This window comes from Rheinheimera sp. F8, from assembly GCF_001518915.1.
Genome location: NZ_CP013656.1, coordinates 4,235,352 through 4,255,244, shown reverse-complemented (window position 1 = coordinate 4,255,244; position 19,893 = coordinate 4,235,352). Strand labels below are relative to the sequence as shown.

The window sequence follows — 19,893 nt, the reverse complement described above, 5'->3', positions numbered from 1 at the left end:
GCCATAACAAGGTTTTCAGATGGGAGTATTCCAATGCGTTTAGATCGCTTCACCAGCAAGTTTCAGGAGGCCATCGCTACAGCTCAGTCGCTGGCGCTTGGCCGTGACCATCAGTTTATTGAGCCTGTACATTTGATGCATGCTTTGCTGAATCAGGAAGGGGGCTCCGTCCGTGATCTGCTGAGCAAAATAGGCGTCAATCTGCATGACCTGCGCTCAAAAATTTCGCAGGCGATTGAACGGTTGCCGAAAGTCGAAGGCACTGAAGGTAATCTGCAGCTGTCGGCCAGCATGATCAACCTGCTGAATCTGTGTGACAAACTGGCGCAAAAGCGCAAAGACCAGTTTATTTCCAGTGAATTGTTTGTGCTGGCGGCCTGTGAGGACAAAGCCGAACTCGGTGCATTATTTAAAAGTCTGGGTGTCAGTAAAGATGCGGTAGAAAAAGCTATCGAGCAAATGCGAGCTGGTCAGAAAGTCGATGATCCAAACGCTGAAGATACGCGGCAGGCACTGAATAAATACACCATTGACCTGACTGCCCGCGCCGAAGCCGGCAAACTAGACCCGGTCATTGGCCGCGACGAAGAGATCCGCCGTTGTATTCAGGTGCTGCAACGCCGTACCAAAAACAATCCGGTGCTGATTGGCGAGCCAGGCGTTGGTAAAACCGCCATTGTTGAAGGGCTGGCACTGCGCATTATCAATAAAGAAGTGCCGGAAGGTTTAAAAGACAAACGGGTGCTGTCGCTGGATTTAGGCGCATTGCTGGCTGGCGCCAAATATCGCGGCGAGTTTGAAGAGCGGTTAAAAGCGGTACTCAGTGAACTGGCTAAAGAAGAAGGCCGTGTCATTCTGTTTATTGACGAAATCCATACGATGGTCGGCGCCGGTAAAGCCGATGGCGCGATGGATGCCGGCAATATGTTAAAACCGGCATTAGCGCGCGGTGAGCTGCATTGTTTAGGCGCAACCACACTGGATGAATACCGCAAATACATCGAAAAAGACGCGGCGCTGGAGCGGCGTTTTCAAAAAGTGCTGGTGGAAGAACCCTCAGTGGAAGACACCATCGCTATTTTACGCGGCCTGAAAGAGCGCTATGAGTTGCACCATGGTGTCGATATTACAGATCCGGCGATAGTTGCCGCGGCGATGTTGTCACACCGGTACGTGGCAGACCGGCAATTACCCGACAAAGCCATTGATTTAATTGATGAAGCGGCATCCAGCATCCGGATGCAGATGGATTCCAAACCTGAAGAACTGGACCGGCTGGAGCGGCGTATTATTCAGCTGAAGCTGGAAGACAATGCGCTATCGAAAGAAACCGACGATGCCAGTAAAAAACGCCGTGATTTTATTCTTGAGCAAATTCGTGAGTTGGACGCTAAATACAACGAACTGGACGAGGTCTGGAGTTCGGAAAAAGCTGCATTACAAGGCACACAAAGTATCAAAGCCGATCTGGAACAGGCACGGCTTGATATGGAAGTAGCGCGACGTGCCGGCGATTTGAACCGCATGTCACAGTTGAAATATGAACGGATCCCGGCGCTGGAAAAACGGCTGGATTTGGCTTCACAGGCTGAAATGCATGAAATGAAACTGCTGCGCAATAAAGTGACGGAGCAGGAAATTGCCGAAGTACTGTCCAAAGCCACCGGCATCCCGGTCAGCAAAATGCTCGAAGGTGAGCGCGACAAACTACTCAGAATGGAAGAAGCGCTGGCGCGCCGGGTTATCGGCCAGGTTGAAGCGGTGGCGGCAGTATCGAATGCGATTCGCCGTTCGCGTGCCGGCTTGTCTGATCCGAATAAACCGATTGGGTCGTTTTTATTCTTAGGCCCGACTGGTGTCGGTAAAACTGAGCTGACTAAAGCATTGGCCAATTTCCTGTTTGACAGTGAAGATGCGTTGGTACGTATTGATATGTCGGAGTTTATGGAGAAACACGCGGTGTCACGCCTGGTCGGTGCACCGCCGGGATATGTCGGGTATGAAGAAGGCGGTTATCTGACTGAAGCGGTACGCCGCCGGCCTTATTCAGTGGTGTTGTTGGATGAAGTGGAAAAAGCCCATCCGGATGTGTTTAACATCCTGCTACAAGTGCTGGATGATGGCCGGTTGACTGATGGGCAGGGCCGTACCGTCGACTTTAAGAATACCGTGATCATCATGACATCGAACTTAGGCTCAGATCTTATCCAGGAGCACTATGCCGACCAAAGTTATGAGCAAATGAAAAGCATGCTGATGCAGGTGCTGACGCAGCAGTTCAGACCGGAGTTTTTAAACCGTGTCGATGAAACGGTGGTGTTCCATCCGCTCGATCATGCGCAAATTAAGAATATCGCAGGTATCCAGCTAAATCGGTTACGGCAACGGCTGGCTGAACGGCAATATGGTCTGGAGGTGTCCGAAGCCGCACTTGAGCACATTGCTGCAGTTGGGTTTGACCCGGTATTTGGGGCAAGGCCGCTCAAACGCGCGGTACAGCAATATGTCGAAAACGCATTGGCGCAAAGTCTGTTGCGGGGCGATATCCCGCCCAACAGCCTGATCCGCATTGATGTTGCCGCTGATAAATTCATTATCAGTAGCCAACCCCTGCACTGAGCATCATTGCATGCAACAGCACACCGCTGCGTCGTCATAAACGCGGCGGTGTGCTGTTTTATTTTTTGCGTGGGGCTGGGGACTCTGGCTGGCAAAATTCGCGAATATGTTGTTCAGTGACCACCAGTTGCTCTGCCCGCATTTCCATTGTTAAAGCAACTTCTGCGCCTTCGGCATTGGTTATAGATACAGGTGCTTCTGCCGTCAGCCGCTGTTTATTCATCCGTGCCTGCTGGCAGTTCTGTTGTTTCAGTTGCTGATTAACCTGTTCAACCTGTTGGTTTAACGCCGCTATCTGTTTTGCGTCCAGCGGTTTAACTGGTATGGCCGCAGCTGGGACTTTCACTTTGGTCACTGTTGACTTTGCCTGGGTATCGACAATTTCGTAGTCGATACCGGCAGGCGGAGGTGTCTGACTGACATGTAACTGGCCGTTGTTATCCTGCCAGCGATAATATTCCTGAGCATTGACGGCGAACGCCAGCAGCGCAGCACACAGCAAGCGACAATACAAAGCAACATTCATCGGGAACCCCTTGCCAAAATCCGTTCTTTCTCACAGTGTACCTGAATTCCTGGCTGCTGCTAACGGGCAATTGTCGTTGACCTGCTGCACTTTGCGATTCGACAGCTGCAAGTGGTAGAGTAATGATTCATAAATGAAATTGACCGGAGGCGCTCAATGTCCATCGACGCCATTATGTCGAAAAAAGTGGTTGTGACACATACGGAAGCAACCCTGGCCAGCCTGCGCAGTATATTTACCGAAGCGCATTACCAACATGTTCCTGTGGTGGACAGTATGCAACGGGTCGTTGGTATTGTGTCGGTCAAAGATTTTTATAAAGCGATGAGTCCGGTCGTCGATTCAGCTTCAGAACAAACGGCAGAACTGTTTGCGCAAGGTCGGAAAGTACGTTCGATTATGACCAGTCCCGTCGTCTGTGTCGGGCCAGATACTTCCGTGATCCAGGCCGCAACTTTATTGATTGAACGCAACATCAGCTGTTTACTGGTGACAAATCAACAGCATAAGCTGCTGGGTATTGTGTCCTGGAAAGATATAATGCGGTTGATTGTACAACGTCAGCAGTCCAGACGCCGACAACAGGAAGAAGAGGAATAGGCTGAACTTCCCTTGTTTTTTACGCTCAGCTCCCCAATGATAGGGATCCGGACCGCGCCTTGCTGCCGCGTTTTCACACTAGAGGGTGCATTGATCACCCGATAAGGAATGCAATTGAGTCAGCTGTTTACCTCCCGTATCGCCGCTTTGCGCACCGCGCCGTGGCGCAACGACATCACTGGTATTCGTCGCGGTATTGAACGCGAAACTTTACGGATCAGGCCCGATGGCAGTTTATCGCAGCAGGATCACCCGCTGGCGCTGGGCTCGGCATTAACGCATCCGCTGATCACCACAGATTTTTCCGAATCTTTGCTGGAGTTTATTACGCCGGCAACGACCAGCATTGAAACCACTCTGGCGCAGCTCACCGATATTCACCGTTTTGCCATGCGTCAGCTGGGGGATGAGCGGATCGGTGCCGGCAGTATGCCTTGTTATATTGCGCATCAGGACGAGATCCGACTGGCCTATTATGGCGAATCGAATGTTGGCAAAATGAAAACGCTATACCGCCAGGGCTTGAAGAACCGCTATGGCAGCATGATGCAGGCCATCAGCGGCGTGCATTTTAACTTCTCAATCCCAGAGGCTTTCTGGCAGCATTACCAGCAAATGCTTGGTGATACGCAGCCGCTGCAGGAGTTTATTTCTGCACAGTACCTGCATTTGATCCGCAACTATAAGCGTTATGTCTGGCTGATTGTGTACCTGTTTGGTGCGTCGCCTGCAATGTGTAAATCATTTCTGCAGGGGCGGCAAAGTAAATACAGTTTCCAGACGCTTGGCAGCGGTACTTTGTATCTGCCCTATGCCACTTCACTGCGGATGAGCGATTTGGGTTATACCAACAGTGCACAGTCCAGTCTGGCGATTACCTATAACAATCTGCCGGAATATATTCGCGGGTTGCATCAGGCGATCACGACGCCGTCGCCTGAATACCAGGGGATTGGACAAGAAAACACAGGTGAACATCAGCAACTGAACAGCAATATCCTGCAAATTGAAAACGAGTTTTATTCGACCATCCGGCCAAAACGGACAATCAAAAGCGGTGAACGGCCGACTTGTGCACTAGCCAAGCGCGGTGTCGAGTATATTGAAGTACGTGCGCTGGATGTGAACCCATTCTGTGCAGTCGGGATCACTGCCGAGCAAATGCGCTTTCTCGATTTGTTTTTGTTGTATTGCCTGCTCGAAGAGAGTCCGGAACAAGATGCGCAGGCGCAGGCCGTCACAGAGCAGAATCTGAAAAAGGTCGTGACCGATGGTCGCCGGTTGAATCTTGAATTAGATCAGGACGGACAGCCACGGTTGATGCAGGACTGGGCAGAAGAGATTTTTGCTGAGCTGTCGCCATTGGCGGCATGGCTGGATGATGCTTATCAAAGTGCCGATGACCCGGCCCGATCTTACCAGAGTGTTCTGAAGCAGTATTATCTGAGCTTACTGGACCCGGCGCGGACACCATCCGGCAAAATGCTGGCGATGTTACAGGCCAATCAACAGGATAATGGCCAGGTTAATCTGCAACTGACAAATTTGTATCGTCAGCAGTTATTAGCCAGTGATTATCAGCATTATCAGCAGGCCGAGTTTATGCAGATGGCGGCAGATTCACTGAAGGAGCAGCAACAGATTGAAGCTGCGGACACCGTCGGTTTTGATGAGTACCTGCAACAGTATTTCGCTGAGAAACCTTGTTAGCCGGCAGCATGTTGCATTGACGTACCCAGAGCCCGCAAAAATGCGGGCTTTTTATCATCTGGCTGCGGTTTAACTGCTCTGTGTCATAAGTAGCAGGCAAAAAAAACGGCCACATCAGTGGCCGTAAAACTAAGGATAGGGAGAATCCAGGGATGAAAACAAAAACTTGGCAGAATCCATTCAAATAGTCAGACGAAGCCGGCAAAAGAAAGTTCAGAAATATTTGTGTTTTTTTTAATTATTTTACAAGTCTTTGCTTTTTCGGGATTTTTAGCTGGTTTAATCTTGCTTCAAATGTGGATAAAGCCGGACCAGTTTTATCATATTGTCCTGCACTTCGACGATCTCCAAAGGATATCCCAGCAGTTTCAGACTGAGGTTTGATTGCGGGATGTCTTCCAGATACTCCAGCACCAGTCCATTAAAAGTCTTCGGGCCGTCGGTAGGGAAGTTCAGATGCAACTCGCGGTTCAGGTCGCGCAGGTTAATACTGCCTTCAACCAGAAAAGAGCCATCTGGCTGCGGTCGGATCTCTTCACTATTGGCTTCGGCGGTATCTGTGGTGAATTCGCCAACAACTTCTTCCAGAATATCTTCCAGCGTCACCAAACCCTGAATATCGCCAAATTCATCGACCACCAGGCCAATCCGTTCCTTAGAATGCTGGAACTTCACTAACTGGGTGTTCAGGCTGGTGCCTTCCGGAATGAAATAAATATCATGCACCGCCCGTAACAAACTGGCTTTATTCAGCTGCTCTTTCAGCACCAGCCGCATAATGTCTCGCGTGTGCAAAAAACCAAGGGCATCGTCGACGCTATCCCGGTACAGCAAAATACGGCTGTGCTGGGTGATGGACAGTTGATGCAGGATATCTTTCCACTCGTCGTTGATATCGATACCAACCAGTTCGTTGCGCGGCACCATAATGTCTTCAACTGTCGCTTTTTCCAGATCCAGTACACCAACCAGCATACTCTGATGCTGACCTGGCAATATAGCACTGGCTTCGTGCACGACAGTCCTGAGTTCTTCATTACTGAGACTGTGACCGTGATGTTGTTCAGCACTGACGCCAAACAAGCCGAGAAAGCTATTACAAATATGATTAACCAGCCAGACCGCTGGGTAAAAGACCTTCATCAGCGGACGTAACAATATACTACTGGGAAATGCGACGCGTTCCGGATGTAATGCCGCCAAAGTTTTCGGGGTGACTTCACCGAAAATGAGAATTATCAGGGTCAGTACGGCCGTTGCAATTGCAATACCATAGTCACCATACAGACGCATCCCGATAATTGTACCAATCGCTGACGCGGCAATATTCACCAGATTGTTGCCGACCAGAATGAGACCAATCAGCCGGTCCCGTCGTTGTAATAGAGCATGCGTACGCTGGGCGCCGGGATGATTTTCGGTTAATAAATGCTTCAGCCGGTAGGGGTTTACCGACATCATCGCAGTTTCAGTTGCGGAGAAATAAGCAGAGCAGAGCACCAGAAACGCCAGAATGAGCAGCAGCGTGCTGGTAGAGATTGCGTCCAAGTCGGAATATGCCTGTGTTGCCGTTCAGCCTCAATTAATATGCGAAATCAGATACAGCGTCAAGTCAGACTACAGCAGCACTTCGCGCACAAAGCGACTGCCGAAGTAAGCTAAAGTCAGTAACAGGCTACCGCTCATCGTCAGACCATTGGCGATCCGTCCACGCCACCCGGCTAACCGATGACCCGCTAACAACACGACAAAAACGACAAAGCCAAGCGTACTCAGTACGTTTTTATGCAAGTTGTGACGGGCAAACCAGTCCTGGCTAAACACAGCGCCACTGAATACAGTAATGCCCAGTAGAACAGTGCCTAATAAAATCAGCCGGAACAGAAGTTGTTCGGCCTGCATCAAAGGTGGCAATACAGTGCCACTTGGCAGCGGGGTTCTCTGTTTCAGCCGCTGACTGATCAGGCTGACCTGAAATGAATATAAAGTCGCCATAATCAGAATCACATAGGCAATAAACGCGACCATGATATGGATAAGCAACCAGGGGCTGTGTTCAAAATGCTGCAGCTGTACAGCGTCTGGCAACAGAATGACAGCCAGTTGCACCATAGCGGCAAAGCCATACACGATAGGTAACAGTAACAAAATCGGCGTGCGCAGCGCGGTGACAGTAAAAGCTGCGGTAATTAGCCAGCACACCAGAGAACTGACATTCAGCAAGCTAAAATTCTGGCCTGCTGCAGTAAACAGGCTCTGACTTAGTCCCAGCATATGCAGGACTACGCCGGCAATGGCGACTGAAAACAGCAATTTCAGGCGTGGCCCATCGGCGTGATAAAGCCGCTGCGACACAATCACAGCAGCGACCAGGTAACATAACAGGGCGAGTACAGGCAAGAATGCGGCCGACATGCAAATAATTCCAATTTGAATGCATATTTTTCTGCATTGTATGGGAAGAGGCGACAGATTGACAGAGCCTGAGGCTGACGCCTTGCCCCTGCTTTGTTATAATCGCGGTCATTTTTGACAGAACCGGATTTGACCATGTTTGAGAATTTGTCGGATCGCCTGACCCGAACGCTGAAAAATATCAGTGGCCGTGGCCGCCTGACCGAAGACAACATCAAGGAAACCTTGCGTGAAGTGCGCATGGCGCTGCTGGAAGCTGACGTGGCGTTGCCAGTCGTACGTGATTTCGTCAATCAGGTGAAAGAGCGCTCGGTAGGCCTTGAAGTCAGTAAGAGTCTGACACCAGGTCAGGAATTTCTCAAAATCGTTAAAAAAGCGCTGGAAGAGGCGATGGGGGAAGCCAATGAAGAGCTGACCCTGAATACGCAGCCACCGGCTGTGGTATTGATGGCCGGTTTACAAGGCGCAGGTAAAACCACCTCAGTGGCGAAACTGGCCAAGTTCTTAAAAGAACGTAAAAAGAAAAAAGTGATGGTGGTATCGGCGGACGTGTATCGCCCTGCGGCAATCAAACAGCTGGAAACGTTGGCAAAAGATGTAGGCGTTGAGTTTTTCCCCAGTGATATTTCACAAAAACCGGTGGATATCGCCAATGCAGCCATCAGCGCGGCTAAGTTAGGTTTCTACGATATCCTGTTGGTCGACACCGCTGGCCGTTTACACGTCGACAGTGAAATGATGGATGAGATCAAAGCGTTACATGCGGCGATCAAACCAATTGAAACGCTGTTTGTTGTTGATGCAATGACAGGTCAGGATGCCGCCAATACCGCTAAAGCTTTTAACGAAGCACTGCCACTGACCGGTGTGATCCTGACCAAAGCCGACGGTGATGCCCGCGGTGGCGCTGCTTTATCTATCCGCCACATCACTGGTAAACCGATTAAGTTTATCGGTATGGGCGAAAAAACCGATGCCTTAGAGCCATTCCACCCGGATCGGATCGCATCGCGAATTCTCGGCATGGGCGATGTTCTTAGCCTGATTGAAGAGCTGGAACAGAAAGTTGATCGCGATCAGGCTGCTAAAGTCGCGGCAAAGATGATGAAGGGTCAGGGTTTTAGTCTGGAAGATTTCCGTGACCAGCTGGTACAAATGCGCAGTATGGGCGGCATGATGTCGATGCTGGACAAATTGCCGGGCATGAAGAATCTGCCGGCTGGCGCCAAAGATCAGATCAACAATAAAAGCTTTAATAAAATGGAAGCCATCATCAATTCGATGACGCCAAAAGAACGCCAGTTCCCGGATTTGATTAAAGGCTCGCGGAAAAAGCGCATCGCGGCCGGATCGGGCACCTTAGTGCAGGACGTCAATCAGTTGCTGAAGCAATTCACTCAGATGCAAAAAATGATGAAACAAATGAGTGGCAAAGGTGGCATGATGAAAATGATGCGGGCGATGGGTGGTAAATTACCGCCAGGTTTGCCGGGCGGCGGACGTTAATCTTCGAACGGACTAGTTCAAGGGGCCATTGCATCGCAGTGGCCTTTTTGTATTTATGGCCTTAAGAATTGCCATGTCGCTTCAGTAAACGCCTGATGACTGCAGCGATTTTCATGCTGGATCCTTGTGATCCGCACAGTATCTTCAGCGCTTGTCCCAACAGCTTGTCAAGAGCTTATCCACAGAGTCATCCACTGGCATTACTGGCCTGATAACCGGCTGCAAAGCCTGAAATCCCTTGCATTACAATGAAAAACGCGTACAATTCGGCGTCCCTGCGGCCTGACCGCGGGGATTTTGATTTACAAAAACCTGAACGATTGAAATAGAGGACGGTATGGTAACTATTCGTTTACAACGTGGTGGCGCGAAAAAGCGTCCATTTTACCAAGTTGTGGTCGCTGACAGCCGTTTTGCTCGTGATGGCCGCTTCATTGAGCGCGTGGGTTTCTTTAACCCAATCGCTGGCGGTTCTGAAGAGAAAGCGCGCATCGACCTGGACCGCGTTGATCACTGGGTTGCACAAGGTGCATCTCTGAGCGATCGCGTTGCGTCACTGGTAAAAGCTGCTAAAAAAGCTGCTGCTTAATTAGCAAACTGGGTAGGAATTAACCTTGATGGGTAAAGATTTAGTTGTCTTAGGTAAGTTTGGTGCTGTTTACGGTATCAACGGGTGGCTAAAAGTAATTTCCTACACAGATATCCCGGAAGGGATTTTTGATTACACACCCTGGCAGATCCAATCTCAGGGCAAATGGCAACCAGTGCAAATCTCCAGTTGGAAACGCCATAGCAATGGCTTAATCGTCAAACTGGAAGGTGTTAGTGACCGGGACCAGGCACAAGTTTTCGTGAATGCGGAAATCGCTGTGACTCAAACCAGTCTGCCCGCGCTTGATGACGGTGACTTTTACTGGAAAGACCTGATGGGTCTGACCGTGGTAAACGAAGCCGGTTATGACTTAGGCGTAGTGGATGACATCATGGAAACGGGCTCAAACGACGTTCTCGTTGTGAAGGCAAACCGGACCGATGCATTTGGTAAGAAAGAGCGTTTGATTCCATTTTTGACTGATTCTGTCATCAAAACTGTGGATAAAGCGCAAGGACGAATTATCGTCGACTGGGACCCAGATTTTTAATGTCCGGACAGTACAACATGTGGTTTGGGGTGATAACCCTGTTTCCGCAGATGTTCGAGGCAATCACAAAATATGGTGTGACCAGCCGGGCAGTCAAAAATGGCCTGATTGAATTACAGTGCTGGAATCCGCGGGATTTTACCTCGGACAGACATAACACTGTTGACGACAGACCTTTTGGTGGCGGTCCCGGTATGTTGATGATGGTGCAGCCGTTGACCGACGCAATTCGCGCCGCCAAAGCTGCCGCAGGGGAAGGGGTCCATACCATCTACTTATCGCCGCAAGGCCGTAAGTTAGATCAGGCAGGGGTCGCGGAACTGGCGAAACGTCCAAAGCTGTTGCTGGTAGCAGGTCGCTACGAAGGGATTGATGAACGCGTAATAGAGTCGGAAATTGACGAAGAATGGTCAATCGGCGATTACGTGCTGAGTGGGGGCGAATTGCCTGCGATGACGCTGATTGATGCGGTATCGCGACTGGTACCAGGCGTACTGGGGCATGACATGTCAGCAGTTGAGGATTCGTTTGCCTCCGGATTGCTGGATTGTCCGCACTATACCAGACCAGAAGTGTTAGACGGCAAACAGGTTCCCGCTGTACTACTCAGCGGACACCATGAAAACATCAGACGCTGGCGTTTGAAGCAGTCTCTCGGGAGAACCTGGCTTCGGCGTCCGGAATTGTTAAATGTCCTGGCTCTGACTAAGGAGCAACGCAAACTTCTGGAAGAGTTCCAATTGGAACACCAGGCGTTGTAGCAACGATAGTTTATCCAGGTAAAGTGAGATTGTTATGAGCAAAGTTAGCCAAAACATCATCAAAGAACTTGAAAACGAACAGCTGAAAACAGACGTTCCAGCTTTCGGTCCAGGTGACACTGTGATTGTTCAAGTTAAAGTTAAAGAAGGCGATAAAACTCGTCTGCAGGCTTACGAAGGCGTTGTTATTGCCAAACGTAACCGTGGTTTACACTCAGCGTTCACAGTTCGTAAAATTTCGAACGGTGAAGGTGTTGAGCGTGTATTCCAAACGCACAGCCCAATGATTGACAGCATCACGCTGAAACGTCGTGGTGCAGTACGCCGTGCCAAGCTTTACTTCTTACGCGATCGTTCAGGTAAATCAGCGCGTATCCGCGAAAAGCTTAACTAAGCACTTGAAGGCTGCCCCCGGGCAGCCTTTTTTTATGCCTCATCACGCCCGGTAATGTCATACACTTTATCTCAAATGAATTCCTGACCTGCTACGATCTTCATTGTCCGTTTTACTGCAAATTCAGGCTGACGGCTAAAAGTACAGCAATTAAATCATCACCTTAGTCTAATCCCTTGTTTTGTCACTCTGCACTGTTAGTATGGAATGAACAAACTGTAGACGGGTAGCCGTGCCACAAGGACAATCCAGTGCAATCTTCTGATTTCAATGAAAAACGAAAGTTTATCGTCAAGCTTGGCAAGATGCTGCATAAGTTCGGCACACCAGCGTACCGACTGGAAGCGCACCTGCAGGACGTAGCCAAAGATCTCAATATTGGTGCTTCATTTGCGATTACCCCAACCGTACTTACTTTTGTCATTTGGGTACCGGGTGAAGACAGCGAATATACCCATGTTGCGCGGGTGATGCCTGGCGATCTGGATTTAGGCTCTTTATCGCGTGCAGACGAAGTAGTGGATGCCGTACTGAAGCATCAGATGACTTTGCAAGAAGCGACTGAGCGGCTGAATACTATTGCGGTGATGCCGAATCCATACTCACGCTGGGCGACTTTTTTCGCTTATGGTGCCGCCGGCGGTGCTTTTGCCATGCTGATGCGTGCCAGCTGGCTCGATGTGGCTTATGCCACTGGTCTGAGTTTAATCGTCTATTTATTTGTGCTGTGGGCCGAAAAAAGCCGCCGTGTTACTCATATGCTGGAACCGCTGGTGGCGATGAGTTCAGCCTTAGGCGCCACTGCACTTGCTGCATATATTGATCCCCGAATAAATATCCCTATCGTCGTGTTGTCGGCGATTATCGTGTTTATACCCGGGCTCGCCCTGACACTGGGTTTTGCTGAAACCGCTGCCCGGCATTTAGTGTCCGGCACGGCCAGGATCATGGATGCCGTCATGATCCTGTTTAAATTGTATTTTGGCGCCTTTCTAGGCATGGCCTTAGGCGAGCGCCTGTTTGGTAAAGTCGATTATGTGCCGACGCAGGCGGTTGAAGCCTGGACGGCCTGGCTTGCTGTCGCCATTTTATGTGGATCCCTGGTGATCGTTTTTCGCGCCCGGCGCAAACATATCAGCTGGGGCCTGATGTCTGGCTTTATCGCTTATGGTGCCAGTCAGCTTGGTGGGATCTATCTTGATTTAGCGTTGGGTGCTTTTGTCGGTGCTTTTGCCGTTGGCGTGTATGGCAATTTGTTTACCCGATTGATGAATGCTCCAGCCAGTATCGTTTCGTTGCAAGGCATGATTGTACTGGTGCCAGGCAGTAAAACTTATATTGGCCTGAATAGTTTTATCTCGGGTGAACATATGGTGCCAACCGACCATATCGGCCAACAGACTTTTTTGATTTTTATGTCTCTGGTGGCAGGTTTTATCTTTGCAAATGTGGCATTGCCGCCGAAGAAGAGTTTGTAGCCGCGCGGGTTTGAGCGTTAGTTCAGACGTTCTGACCAGCCGGCGACAATTTTATCAAAACGGCCATCTGCTTTAAGAGCCTGCAGACTGTGGCGTAATTGCGTTAATACGGCCGGCGGCGTTTTCAGGCTGCAGGCCAGATGAAAGTCCAGCGGCAAATCAGGTAACACCAGCAGTCTATGAAATTCAGCCGGTGCCAGGCCGGCTTCTATTGCACGATACTTCAGAATGGTTTCATTAATGATGACCAAATCGATGCCCTGACGCCGGTTTGCCAGCACATTCAGCATACTGGAGACATTTTCCAGCACATACAGATTTTTCCCTTCTTCAAAACCATGCCGCAGTAAATAGTGATGTGTGACATCGTCTCTTGTTACCGCGGTGACATAATTTTTTGCCTGTTCCAGCGACTGCAGATTTATGTCCCTCCGGCTCGCCATGCCGTAAATTGCGGTTGTGTTATACGACAGCTCGCCAATCCACTGAAACAGCGCCTGCCGCTCTTTGCTTTTAGAAATAGAATAAATACAAGTGTTTGGGTCACGCAAAGCCAATTGGTAAGCACGGCTCCAGGACTGAAACTCAATCTGATAGGAAATCCCGGCATCCTGAAATGTTTGCCGCACTATATCGGTAGCAAAGCCAGTTGCAGCGCCAGGTGTATCAATCTGAAATGGCGGCAGGTGTTCCGTCAATACCCGGATCTCTGCGCCAGACACCGGGGCCAGCATCAGTAGCAAAGTAATATTGCTGCAGATTCGTATTTTAGACACGCGGCTGCTACACCTTTGAAGTTCCGGGATCCTAACTGTAATCAGCTCGGGCTGGTCAGGCAAGCGCTGGCTGGAAAATGTTCGCTGGGCTGGTCAGAACGGGAGAAAAGCTGTGTTTTGATCAAAATGGTCGATCTCAAAAATTCACATTGTAATTAAAAGTGTACAAAAGTAACTATCTCGCAATGTTAATTGTGTTAGCCATATTTATTGACTTCTGGCATTGACATTACTTCGTGCGCTTTTTAAGATGTCGGCAAATTGTAATTATAAAAATACAGAGTGTACATATATATGTACATGTGATTTTAAGGGAAGGCCAGTCGAATTGACACTTACTTCCGCTGAGTTTAGGAGCGAACGCGATGAGCAAAATAGTTGACGATTTACGTATTCTGGCGGAAAAACCGTTGAGTCCGCCGCTGGTGCTGAAAAAAGCGCTGCCATTATCAGAACAGGGAGCCTTGTTTGTACAACAATCGCGCCGGGAGATCGCCGATATTGTGCATGGCCGGGATAAACGGTTATTAGTGATCACCGGGCCCTGCTCGATCCATGATCCGGTTGCGGCGATTGATTACGCTGAAAAATTGAAAACCTTGCAGTTAAAATACGCTGACAGTCTGTACATTGTGATGCGGGTCTATTTTGAAAAACCACGCACAACAGTGGGCTGGAAAGGCTATATCAACGATCCGCACCTGGACGACTCCTTTGATTTGGAAACCGGCCTGACGCGCGGCCGTGAGCTGTTACTGAAGCTTGTTGAGATGGGGTTGCCAACGGCAACTGAAGCTCTGGACCCGATCAGCCCGCAATATCTGTCAGATTTGGTGTCGTGGGCGGCAATAGGCGCCCGTACAGTAGAAAGCCAAACCCACCGTGAAATGGCCAGCGGCTTATCGATGCCGGTTGGTTTCAAAAATGGTACTGATGGTAATTTGAATATCGCCTTAAACGCACTGCAGTCTGCTGCCAGTCCGCATAGTTTTATTGGGATTAACCAACGCGGCGAAGTGGCTTTAGTGCAAACCGCGGGCAACCCGGATGGACATATTATTCTGCGTGGCGGCAGCAAGCCGAACTATGACGCAGAAAGCATCAATGCGGCTGTCGCCGTACTCGACAAACATCAGTTACCGCGTGGCATTGTGGTTGATTGCAGCCACGGCAATTCCAACAAAGACCATAACCGGCAGCCATTGGTGGCAGAAGCTGTGGTGGCACAACGGGTGATGGGCAATGACGCTATTATTGGCCTGATGCTGGAAAGTAACATCTGTGGTGGCAAACAGAATATCGTTAACGGCAAGGCTGAGTTATATGGTGTATCAGTCACTGATGCCTGTATTGACTGGGCGACAACAGCACAACTTTTGGCAGGTCTGCACCATCAGATGTTAGGCGTGTGCCAGGCGGCCTGAGGAACATCATGACAATTTCTACTTCGGCGCAAGCCGCTTCTGCCGCTGAGTTGGCGCCGCTGCGTCAGCAAATTGATGCGATTGATACGCAGCTGGTGCAGCTTTTAGCGGCCAGAGCCAAAGTCACGGCGCAGGTCGGTCAGGTTAAACAGCAATATGCCTTACCTTTGTATGTGCCAGAGCGCGAGAAGGCGTTGCTGGAGGCGCGCAGAGCACAGGCAGAAACAGTAGGTGTGTCGCCGGAGCTGGTGGAAGATGTACTGCGCCGGGTCATGCGTGAATCCTATTCCACGCAGGAAACCGGTTTTGTCTGCTGTCGTGAAGGCGGCGGCAAGGTCGTTGTAGTCGGTGGCCGTGGCGCACTGGGTCAACGTTTTGTTAGTTTGTTCCAGCGCTCGGGTTTTGTTGTGTCAGTGCTGGAACAAACGGATTGGCCACAGGCAGCAGAAATTTGTGCTGATGCATCTCTTGTATTACTCGCAGTACCTATTGCGGTGACTGAACAGGTGATCCGGCAACTTCCAACGCTGCCGGCAAACTGTATCCTGGCCGATATTACCAGTATCAAAGCCGCGCCATTAGCTGCCATGCTACAGCAACATGCAGGGCCAGTGCTTGGCCTGCATCCAATGTTTGGCCCGGATATCAGTAATATAGTTAAACAAGTGGTTGTGGTTTGTCACGGTCGTGCAGCAGAGCAATATCAATGGTTATTGCAGCAGTTCAGTGTCTGGGGCGCGGTATTGACCGAAAAAGATGCCCGGCAACACGATGAACTGATGCAGTTAATTCAGGCGATGCGCCATTTCAGTTCACTGGTCTATGGTGTCCATCTGGCAGAAGAACAGGCAGATTTGCCACAACTGTTGGAGCTGAGTTCGCCAATTTACCGGCTGGAACTGGCAATGGTAGGCCGGCTGTTTGCGCAGAACGCCGAACTCTATGCCGATATCATGCTGAGTTCAGTCGCTGTTACCGGGCTATTGCAGCGTTATCAGCACAGATTTAATCAGTTATCACATTTACTGGCGGCGCGCGATAAAGCCGGACTGATGGCAGAATTTGCCAAAGGTCAGCAGTTTTTTGGTCCCCTTGCCAGCCAATTCCTGCAGGAAAGCCGGCGTTTACTGCAAAAGGCTGCGGATGAGCGCAGTTAAACTGTACTTTTTCTGACTATTAAAAGCCGGAGTACCAAGTTAGACTGGTCTCCGGTTTTGTTCAATGTCTGCAATCACTTGCTGAAATTATCCCTCAATTTTCTGTTCCGCCCGCTGCTGTTGCTGCTGCGTTACTGCAGTCTTGGCGTACTGACGCTGGTGTTGCTGTTTGCATACTTGCCTGTGCCTTATACCGGCGTGATGCTGGAGCGTCAGCTCAGTGCCTGGCTGGATGGTAAAACTCAGTATCAGGCACGACATCAGTGGCGTTCGTTAACGCAGATATCACCAAATCTGATGCAGGCGGTGGTCGCAGCAGAGGATCAGAAATTTTTGCAACACAGTGGCTTTGATTTGCAGGCCATTGAAAAAGCACTGGTCTATAACAGCAAAGGCCGCAAAGTGCGTGGCGCTTCGACAATCAGTCAGCAAACAGCTAAAAACGTATTTTTATGGACTGGCCGCAGCTGGTTGCGTAAAGGCCTGGAGAGCGGCCTGACCCTATTGATCGAGGGGGCCTGGGGCAAAAATCGCATTCTGGAAGTCTATTTAAACAGCGTCGAATTTGGACCTGGTATCTTTGGCGCAGAAGCGGCGGCGCAGCGTTATTTTGGCGTTTCAGCGGCCCGACTGTCCCGGCCGCAAGCCGCATTATTGGCTGCTGTGTTGCCAAACCCCCACCGTTTTTTGGTTCAGGCGCCATCGCCATATGTGCGTAAACGCCAGCAATGGATCCAGAAACAAATGCAGCAGCTTACGTCAGTGCACCGGCAGCTGCGCTGAAACTACTCCTACCTCTGCTCATTTTGCCGCTTTTCCCGGCAGAACTGCCGTACATTAGCGAAATAATACTGGGCGCATCCGACTTTAGTCGTTATCTTATGACGCTGATCTGCCGTGGGCTTTGGGACATCTTACTGACCTTGCCAGACTCTTGTCAGACAACGGTGCAGCAATAGCACCGCACTATAACAATCTCCGAGGAATGTACTAATGAATGAATTTGTTGCTGTGGTGAACGGCATCATCTGGAGCAAGGCGTTAATCGCACTTTGTCTCGGGGTGGGCCTGTATTTCTCCATACGCTCACGTTTCCTGCAATTACGTCATGTGCGCGAAATGATCCGGCTGATGTTTGACGGCAAAAGCTCTGACAGTGGTGTTTCGTCGTTTCAGGCATTAACGATGACGCTGGCCGGACGGGTTGGCACAGGCAATATCGCTGGTGTCGCAACCGCGATCACTTTTGGTGGTCCGGGCGCGGTATTCTGGATGTGGATGGTGGCATTTTTAGGCGCCAGTTCGGCGTTTGTCGAGTCGACTTTAGGCCAGGTTTATAAAGAAAAAATCAACGGCCAGTATCGCGGCGGTCCGGCCTTCTACATCGAAAAAGGTCTGGGCATGAAATGGTATGCCTGGATTTTTGCTGTCGCGACAGTGATTGCAACGGGTCTTTTATTACCAGGTGTGCAGGCAAATTCTATCGCGTCCAGTCTGGAAACGGCAGTCGGTGTTTCACCAAATGTCACAGCCGGAGTTCTCGCTATTGCGCTTGGCTTTATAATTTTTGGCGGTGTAAAGCGTATCGCAACCTTTGCTGAAATCGTCGTACCGTTTATGGCGCTGGGATACATTATTGTGGCTTGTGTGGTCATTGCATTAAACATTGATCAATTGCCAGTAGTGTTAAAACTGATTATCAATAGTGCTTTTGGCACTGAAGCGGCTTATGGCGCTATTCTGGGCCTGGCAATCGAATGGGGCGTTAAACGCGGCGTCTATTCAAATGAAGCCGGCCAGGGTACAGGTCCACACGCATCGTCGGCAGCTGCGGTGTCCCATCCGGCCAAACAAGGTCTGGTACAAGGGTTTTCAGTATATGTAGACACGCTGTTTGTCTGTTCCGCCACTGCATTTATGTTGTTAATCACTGGCCAGTACAATGTGCAGGCTGCTGATGGTCAGGCCATTTATACCGGTGTGGCTGGTGTTGCAGCTGGTCCTGGTTATGTCCAGACCGCGCTTGAAAACGTCATGCCGGGATTTGGCTCAATGTTCGTAGCCTTTGCACTGTTGTTCTTCGCTTTTACTACCATCGTGGCTTATTACTACATCGCTGAAACTAATATTGCCTATATCAACCGCACAGTATCGCGGCCTTGGCTGGGTTTCCTGTTGAAAATCGGCATCATGGCGGCTGTGGTCTATGGCACAGTAAAAACTGCAGATATGGCATGGGCATTGGGTGATATTGGCGTCGGTCTGATGGCCTGGCTGAACATCATTGCCATTATCCTGCTGCACAAAACCGCCTTTAAATGCTTGCGTGACTATGAAGCACAAAAAGCGGAAGGCAAAGATCCGGTATTCCATCCGGAAAAACTCGGTATTAAGAATGCCCATTATTGGGAAGGCAAAACCGACGAAGAATTGTTAAGTTCCAGTCTGACTAAACTGGCAGAACAAGACCAGAAACGCGTCGGATAATCGCTGAACAAAGCCAGTCAAAGACTGGCTTTGTTTTATTCAGCTCTTTTGGGAGAAAAGTTGATGTCTACAGTCCTGACCACCGACCGATTGCGCTTACGTCACGCCGAACTGAAAGATGCGCCGGCTATGCTGCTGTTAGTCAATGAACCTGAGTTTCTGCAGAATATCGGTGATAAACAAGTGCGGAATCTCGAGCAGGCGGAGCAGTATCTGCTTAACGGTGCAATCGCCAGTTATCAGCAACATGGCTTTGGTTTATTTCTGGTCGAGCGGTTGTCCGATAACGCCACTTTAGGTTTGTGCGGACTGGTGCAACGAGATTATTTGCAGCTCCCGGATGTCGGTTACGCTTTGTTCCGCCAGTATAGCGGACAGGGCTACACCTCAGAGGCGGCGTTAGCGGTAGTCGCTTATGCCCGTGATGTGTTGGGTCTGGATCAACTTTGCGGCATCGTGTCGCCGGATAACCTAGCGTCCAAGCGTATCCTTGTGAAAACCGGCATGCGGCCTGCCGGACAAAAAATTATACCGGGCTCAGACAAACTGGTTGATTTTTATCAGTTAGACCCACTTTAATCAGCTTTCAGCGCCGTCACGCTGGCGCTGAAAATCCTCGTATTTTTTCGACGCTACATCCTTCAGGCAGCTTTCGGACAACGGTGACGGCAATAGCCGGCACTGCGCGCGCTGCTCGTCACGCATCTTATTGAACCAATATTCTTCGCTGCCGCGTTGCGGGTTCTGACAGGCAACCAGCGCTGGCAGTACCAGGCTTAGCAATAACAGCGTTTTGCACGTCATGGTGTGGTCCATTGCATAATTCCTTCGGGTACTATGCCACAGCCGGGCTATGGTCCGCTACTGACGATAAGGCCAGCAGTGGCTTGCGGTGAAA

Annotated in this window: 19 protein-coding genes; 14 read left to right on the top strand and 5 right to left on the bottom strand. The window is 50.1% G+C overall.

Annotated features, from left to right (window positions below):
* The first annotated feature begins 33 nt into the window (after positions 1-33).
* Positions 34-2,619: an ATP-dependent chaperone ClpB gene (clpB, locus tag ATY27_RS18850; RefSeq protein WP_208930701.1), complete on the top strand. Its 2,586-nt coding sequence runs from the start codon at positions 34-36 to the stop codon at positions 2,617-2,619.
* 58 nt (positions 2,620-2,677) lie between these two features.
* Here clpB and ATY27_RS18845 read toward each other — a convergent pair whose 3' ends face one another.
* Complete coding sequence (locus tag ATY27_RS18845) at positions 2,678-3,145, bottom strand: DUF4124 domain-containing protein (protein ID WP_208930702.1); 468 nt, start codon at positions 3,143-3,145, stop codon at positions 2,678-2,680.
* A gap of 156 nt (positions 3,146-3,301) precedes the next feature.
* On the opposite strand from ATY27_RS18845, the gene ATY27_RS18840 reads away from it, so the two are divergent.
* Together ATY27_RS18840 and gshA are read left to right on the top strand one after the other, a co-directional pair.
* Positions 3,302-3,745 carry a CBS domain-containing protein gene (locus ATY27_RS18840; protein ID WP_208930703.1) on the top strand — a complete coding sequence of 148 codons (444 nt, stop codon included), beginning with the start codon at positions 3,302-3,304 and terminating at the stop codon, positions 3,743-3,745.
* Between the two features lie 114 nt (positions 3,746-3,859).
* Positions 3,860-5,455 (top strand): glutamate--cysteine ligase, encoded by a 1,596-nt coding sequence (gene gshA, locus ATY27_RS18835; protein ID WP_244151271.1) that lies wholly within the window; start codon positions 3,860-3,862, stop codon positions 5,453-5,455.
* A gap of 279 nt (positions 5,456-5,734) precedes the next feature.
* Here gshA and ATY27_RS18830 read toward each other — a convergent pair whose 3' ends face one another.
* Both ATY27_RS18830 and ccsA read right to left on the bottom strand, forming a co-directional pair.
* The gene (locus ATY27_RS18830; RefSeq protein WP_208930705.1) at positions 5,735-7,003 is read right to left on the bottom strand and encodes a CNNM domain-containing protein; all 1,269 of its coding nucleotides are present in this window, start codon (positions 7,001-7,003) and stop codon (positions 5,735-5,737) included.
* Positions 7,004-7,072: 69 nt separating this feature from the next.
* Positions 7,073-7,870 (bottom strand): cytochrome c biogenesis protein CcsA, encoded by a 798-nt coding sequence (ccsA, locus tag ATY27_RS18825; RefSeq protein WP_208930706.1) that lies wholly within the window; start codon positions 7,868-7,870, stop codon positions 7,073-7,075.
* 135 nt (positions 7,871-8,005) lie between these two features.
* Between ccsA and ffh the strand changes: the two genes are divergently transcribed.
* From ffh to ATY27_RS18795, 6 genes are all read left to right on the top strand, one after another.
* Positions 8,006-9,376, top strand: coding sequence for a signal recognition particle protein (ffh, locus tag ATY27_RS18820; protein ID WP_208930707.1), 1,371 nt, complete (start codon positions 8,006-8,008; stop codon positions 9,374-9,376).
* A gap of 337 nt (positions 9,377-9,713) precedes the next feature.
* Positions 9,714-9,965 carry a 30S ribosomal protein S16 gene (gene rpsP / locus ATY27_RS18815; protein ID WP_208930708.1) on the top strand — a complete coding sequence of 84 codons (252 nt, stop codon included), beginning with the start codon at positions 9,714-9,716 and terminating at the stop codon, positions 9,963-9,965.
* Positions 9,966-9,993: 28 nt separating this feature from the next.
* Entirely contained in the window at positions 9,994-10,518 is a 525-nt protein-coding gene (gene rimM, locus ATY27_RS18810; RefSeq protein WP_208930709.1) for a ribosome maturation factor RimM, read from the top strand.
* Positions 10,519-10,535: 17 nt separating this feature from the next.
* A complete protein-coding gene (gene trmD / locus ATY27_RS18805; protein WP_208930710.1) occupies positions 10,536-11,279 on the top strand; it encodes a tRNA (guanosine(37)-N1)-methyltransferase TrmD in 744 nt (247 codons plus the stop codon).
* A gap of 34 nt (positions 11,280-11,313) precedes the next feature.
* Positions 11,314-11,673: a 50S ribosomal protein L19 gene (gene rplS, locus ATY27_RS18800; protein ID WP_208930711.1), complete on the top strand. Its 360-nt coding sequence runs from the start codon at positions 11,314-11,316 to the stop codon at positions 11,671-11,673.
* Positions 11,674-11,924: 251 nt separating this feature from the next.
* A complete protein-coding gene (locus tag ATY27_RS18795; RefSeq protein WP_208930712.1) occupies positions 11,925-13,151 on the top strand; it encodes a threonine/serine exporter family protein in 1,227 nt (408 codons plus the stop codon).
* A 17-nt stretch (positions 13,152-13,168) separates the two neighbouring features.
* Here ATY27_RS18795 and ATY27_RS18790 read toward each other — a convergent pair whose 3' ends face one another.
* Entirely contained in the window at positions 13,169-13,927 is a 759-nt protein-coding gene (locus ATY27_RS18790) for a transporter substrate-binding domain-containing protein (RefSeq protein WP_208930713.1), read from the bottom strand.
* Positions 13,928-14,292: 365 nt separating this feature from the next.
* Here ATY27_RS18790 and ATY27_RS18785 point away from each other — a divergent pair, with 365 nt between their 5' ends.
* The 5 genes from ATY27_RS18785 to ATY27_RS18765 all read left to right on the top strand — a co-directional run bounded on the left by ATY27_RS18785 (position 14,293) and on the right by ATY27_RS18765 (position 19,574).
* Positions 14,293-15,351, top strand: coding sequence for a 3-deoxy-7-phosphoheptulonate synthase (locus ATY27_RS18785; protein ID WP_208930714.1), 1,059 nt, complete (start codon positions 14,293-14,295; stop codon positions 15,349-15,351).
* Positions 15,352-15,359: 8 nt separating this feature from the next.
* Positions 15,360-16,508, top strand: coding sequence for a bifunctional chorismate mutase/prephenate dehydrogenase (gene tyrA / locus ATY27_RS18780; protein WP_208930715.1), 1,149 nt, complete (start codon positions 15,360-15,362; stop codon positions 16,506-16,508).
* A gap of 57 nt (positions 16,509-16,565) precedes the next feature.
* Entirely contained in the window at positions 16,566-17,291 is a 726-nt protein-coding gene (gene mtgA / locus ATY27_RS18775; RefSeq protein ID WP_244151273.1) for a monofunctional biosynthetic peptidoglycan transglycosylase, read from the top strand.
* 210 nt (positions 17,292-17,501) lie between these two features.
* Positions 17,502-18,995: an alanine/glycine:cation symporter family protein gene (locus tag ATY27_RS18770; protein ID WP_208930716.1), complete on the top strand. Its 1,494-nt coding sequence runs from the start codon at positions 17,502-17,504 to the stop codon at positions 18,993-18,995.
* Positions 18,996-19,058: 63 nt separating this feature from the next.
* On the top strand, positions 19,059-19,574 hold the full coding sequence (locus ATY27_RS18765) for a GNAT family N-acetyltransferase (RefSeq protein WP_208930717.1): 516 nt from the start codon (positions 19,059-19,061) through the stop codon (positions 19,572-19,574).
* Here the strand turns inward: ATY27_RS18765 and ATY27_RS18760 are convergent, their stop codons facing one another.
* On the bottom strand, positions 19,575-19,799 hold the full coding sequence (locus tag ATY27_RS18760; RefSeq protein ID WP_208930718.1) for a hypothetical protein: 225 nt from the start codon (positions 19,797-19,799) through the stop codon (positions 19,575-19,577).
* Positions 19,800-19,893: the final 94 nt, after the last annotated feature.

What these genes read in the sequence shown, in the direction of transcription:
- clpB (WP_208930701.1), top strand. Translation starts at nt 34, where the DNA reads ATGCGTTTAGATCGCTTCACCAGCAAGTTTCAGGAGGCCATCGCTACA.
- ATY27_RS18845 (WP_208930702.1), bottom strand. Translation starts at nt 3,145, where the DNA reads ATGAATGTTGCTTTGTATTGTCGCTTGCTGTGTGCTGCGCTGCTGGCG.
- ATY27_RS18840 (WP_208930703.1), top strand. Translation starts at nt 3,302, where the DNA reads ATGTCCATCGACGCCATTATGTCGAAAAAAGTGGTTGTGACACATACG.
- ccsA (WP_208930706.1), bottom strand. Translation starts at nt 7,870, where the DNA reads ATGTCGGCCGCATTCTTGCCTGTACTCGCCCTGTTATGTTACCTGGTC.
- ffh (WP_208930707.1), top strand. Translation starts at nt 8,006, where the DNA reads ATGTTTGAGAATTTGTCGGATCGCCTGACCCGAACGCTGAAAAATATC.
- rpsP (WP_208930708.1), top strand. Translation starts at nt 9,714, where the DNA reads ATGGTAACTATTCGTTTACAACGTGGTGGCGCGAAAAAGCGTCCATTT.
- rimM (WP_208930709.1), top strand. Translation starts at nt 9,994, where the DNA reads ATGGGTAAAGATTTAGTTGTCTTAGGTAAGTTTGGTGCTGTTTACGGT.
- trmD (WP_208930710.1), top strand. Translation starts at nt 10,536, where the DNA reads ATGTGGTTTGGGGTGATAACCCTGTTTCCGCAGATGTTCGAGGCAATC.
- rplS (WP_208930711.1), top strand. Translation starts at nt 11,314, where the DNA reads ATGAGCAAAGTTAGCCAAAACATCATCAAAGAACTTGAAAACGAACAG.
- ATY27_RS18785 (WP_208930714.1), top strand. Translation starts at nt 14,293, where the DNA reads ATGAGCAAAATAGTTGACGATTTACGTATTCTGGCGGAAAAACCGTTG.
- tyrA (WP_208930715.1), top strand. Translation starts at nt 15,360, where the DNA reads ATGACAATTTCTACTTCGGCGCAAGCCGCTTCTGCCGCTGAGTTGGCG.
- ATY27_RS18770 (WP_208930716.1), top strand. Translation starts at nt 17,502, where the DNA reads ATGAATGAATTTGTTGCTGTGGTGAACGGCATCATCTGGAGCAAGGCG.
- ATY27_RS18765 (WP_208930717.1), top strand. Translation starts at nt 19,059, where the DNA reads ATGTCTACAGTCCTGACCACCGACCGATTGCGCTTACGTCACGCCGAA.
- ATY27_RS18760 (WP_208930718.1), bottom strand. Translation starts at nt 19,799, where the DNA reads ATGACGTGCAAAACGCTGTTATTGCTAAGCCTGGTACTGCCAGCGCTG.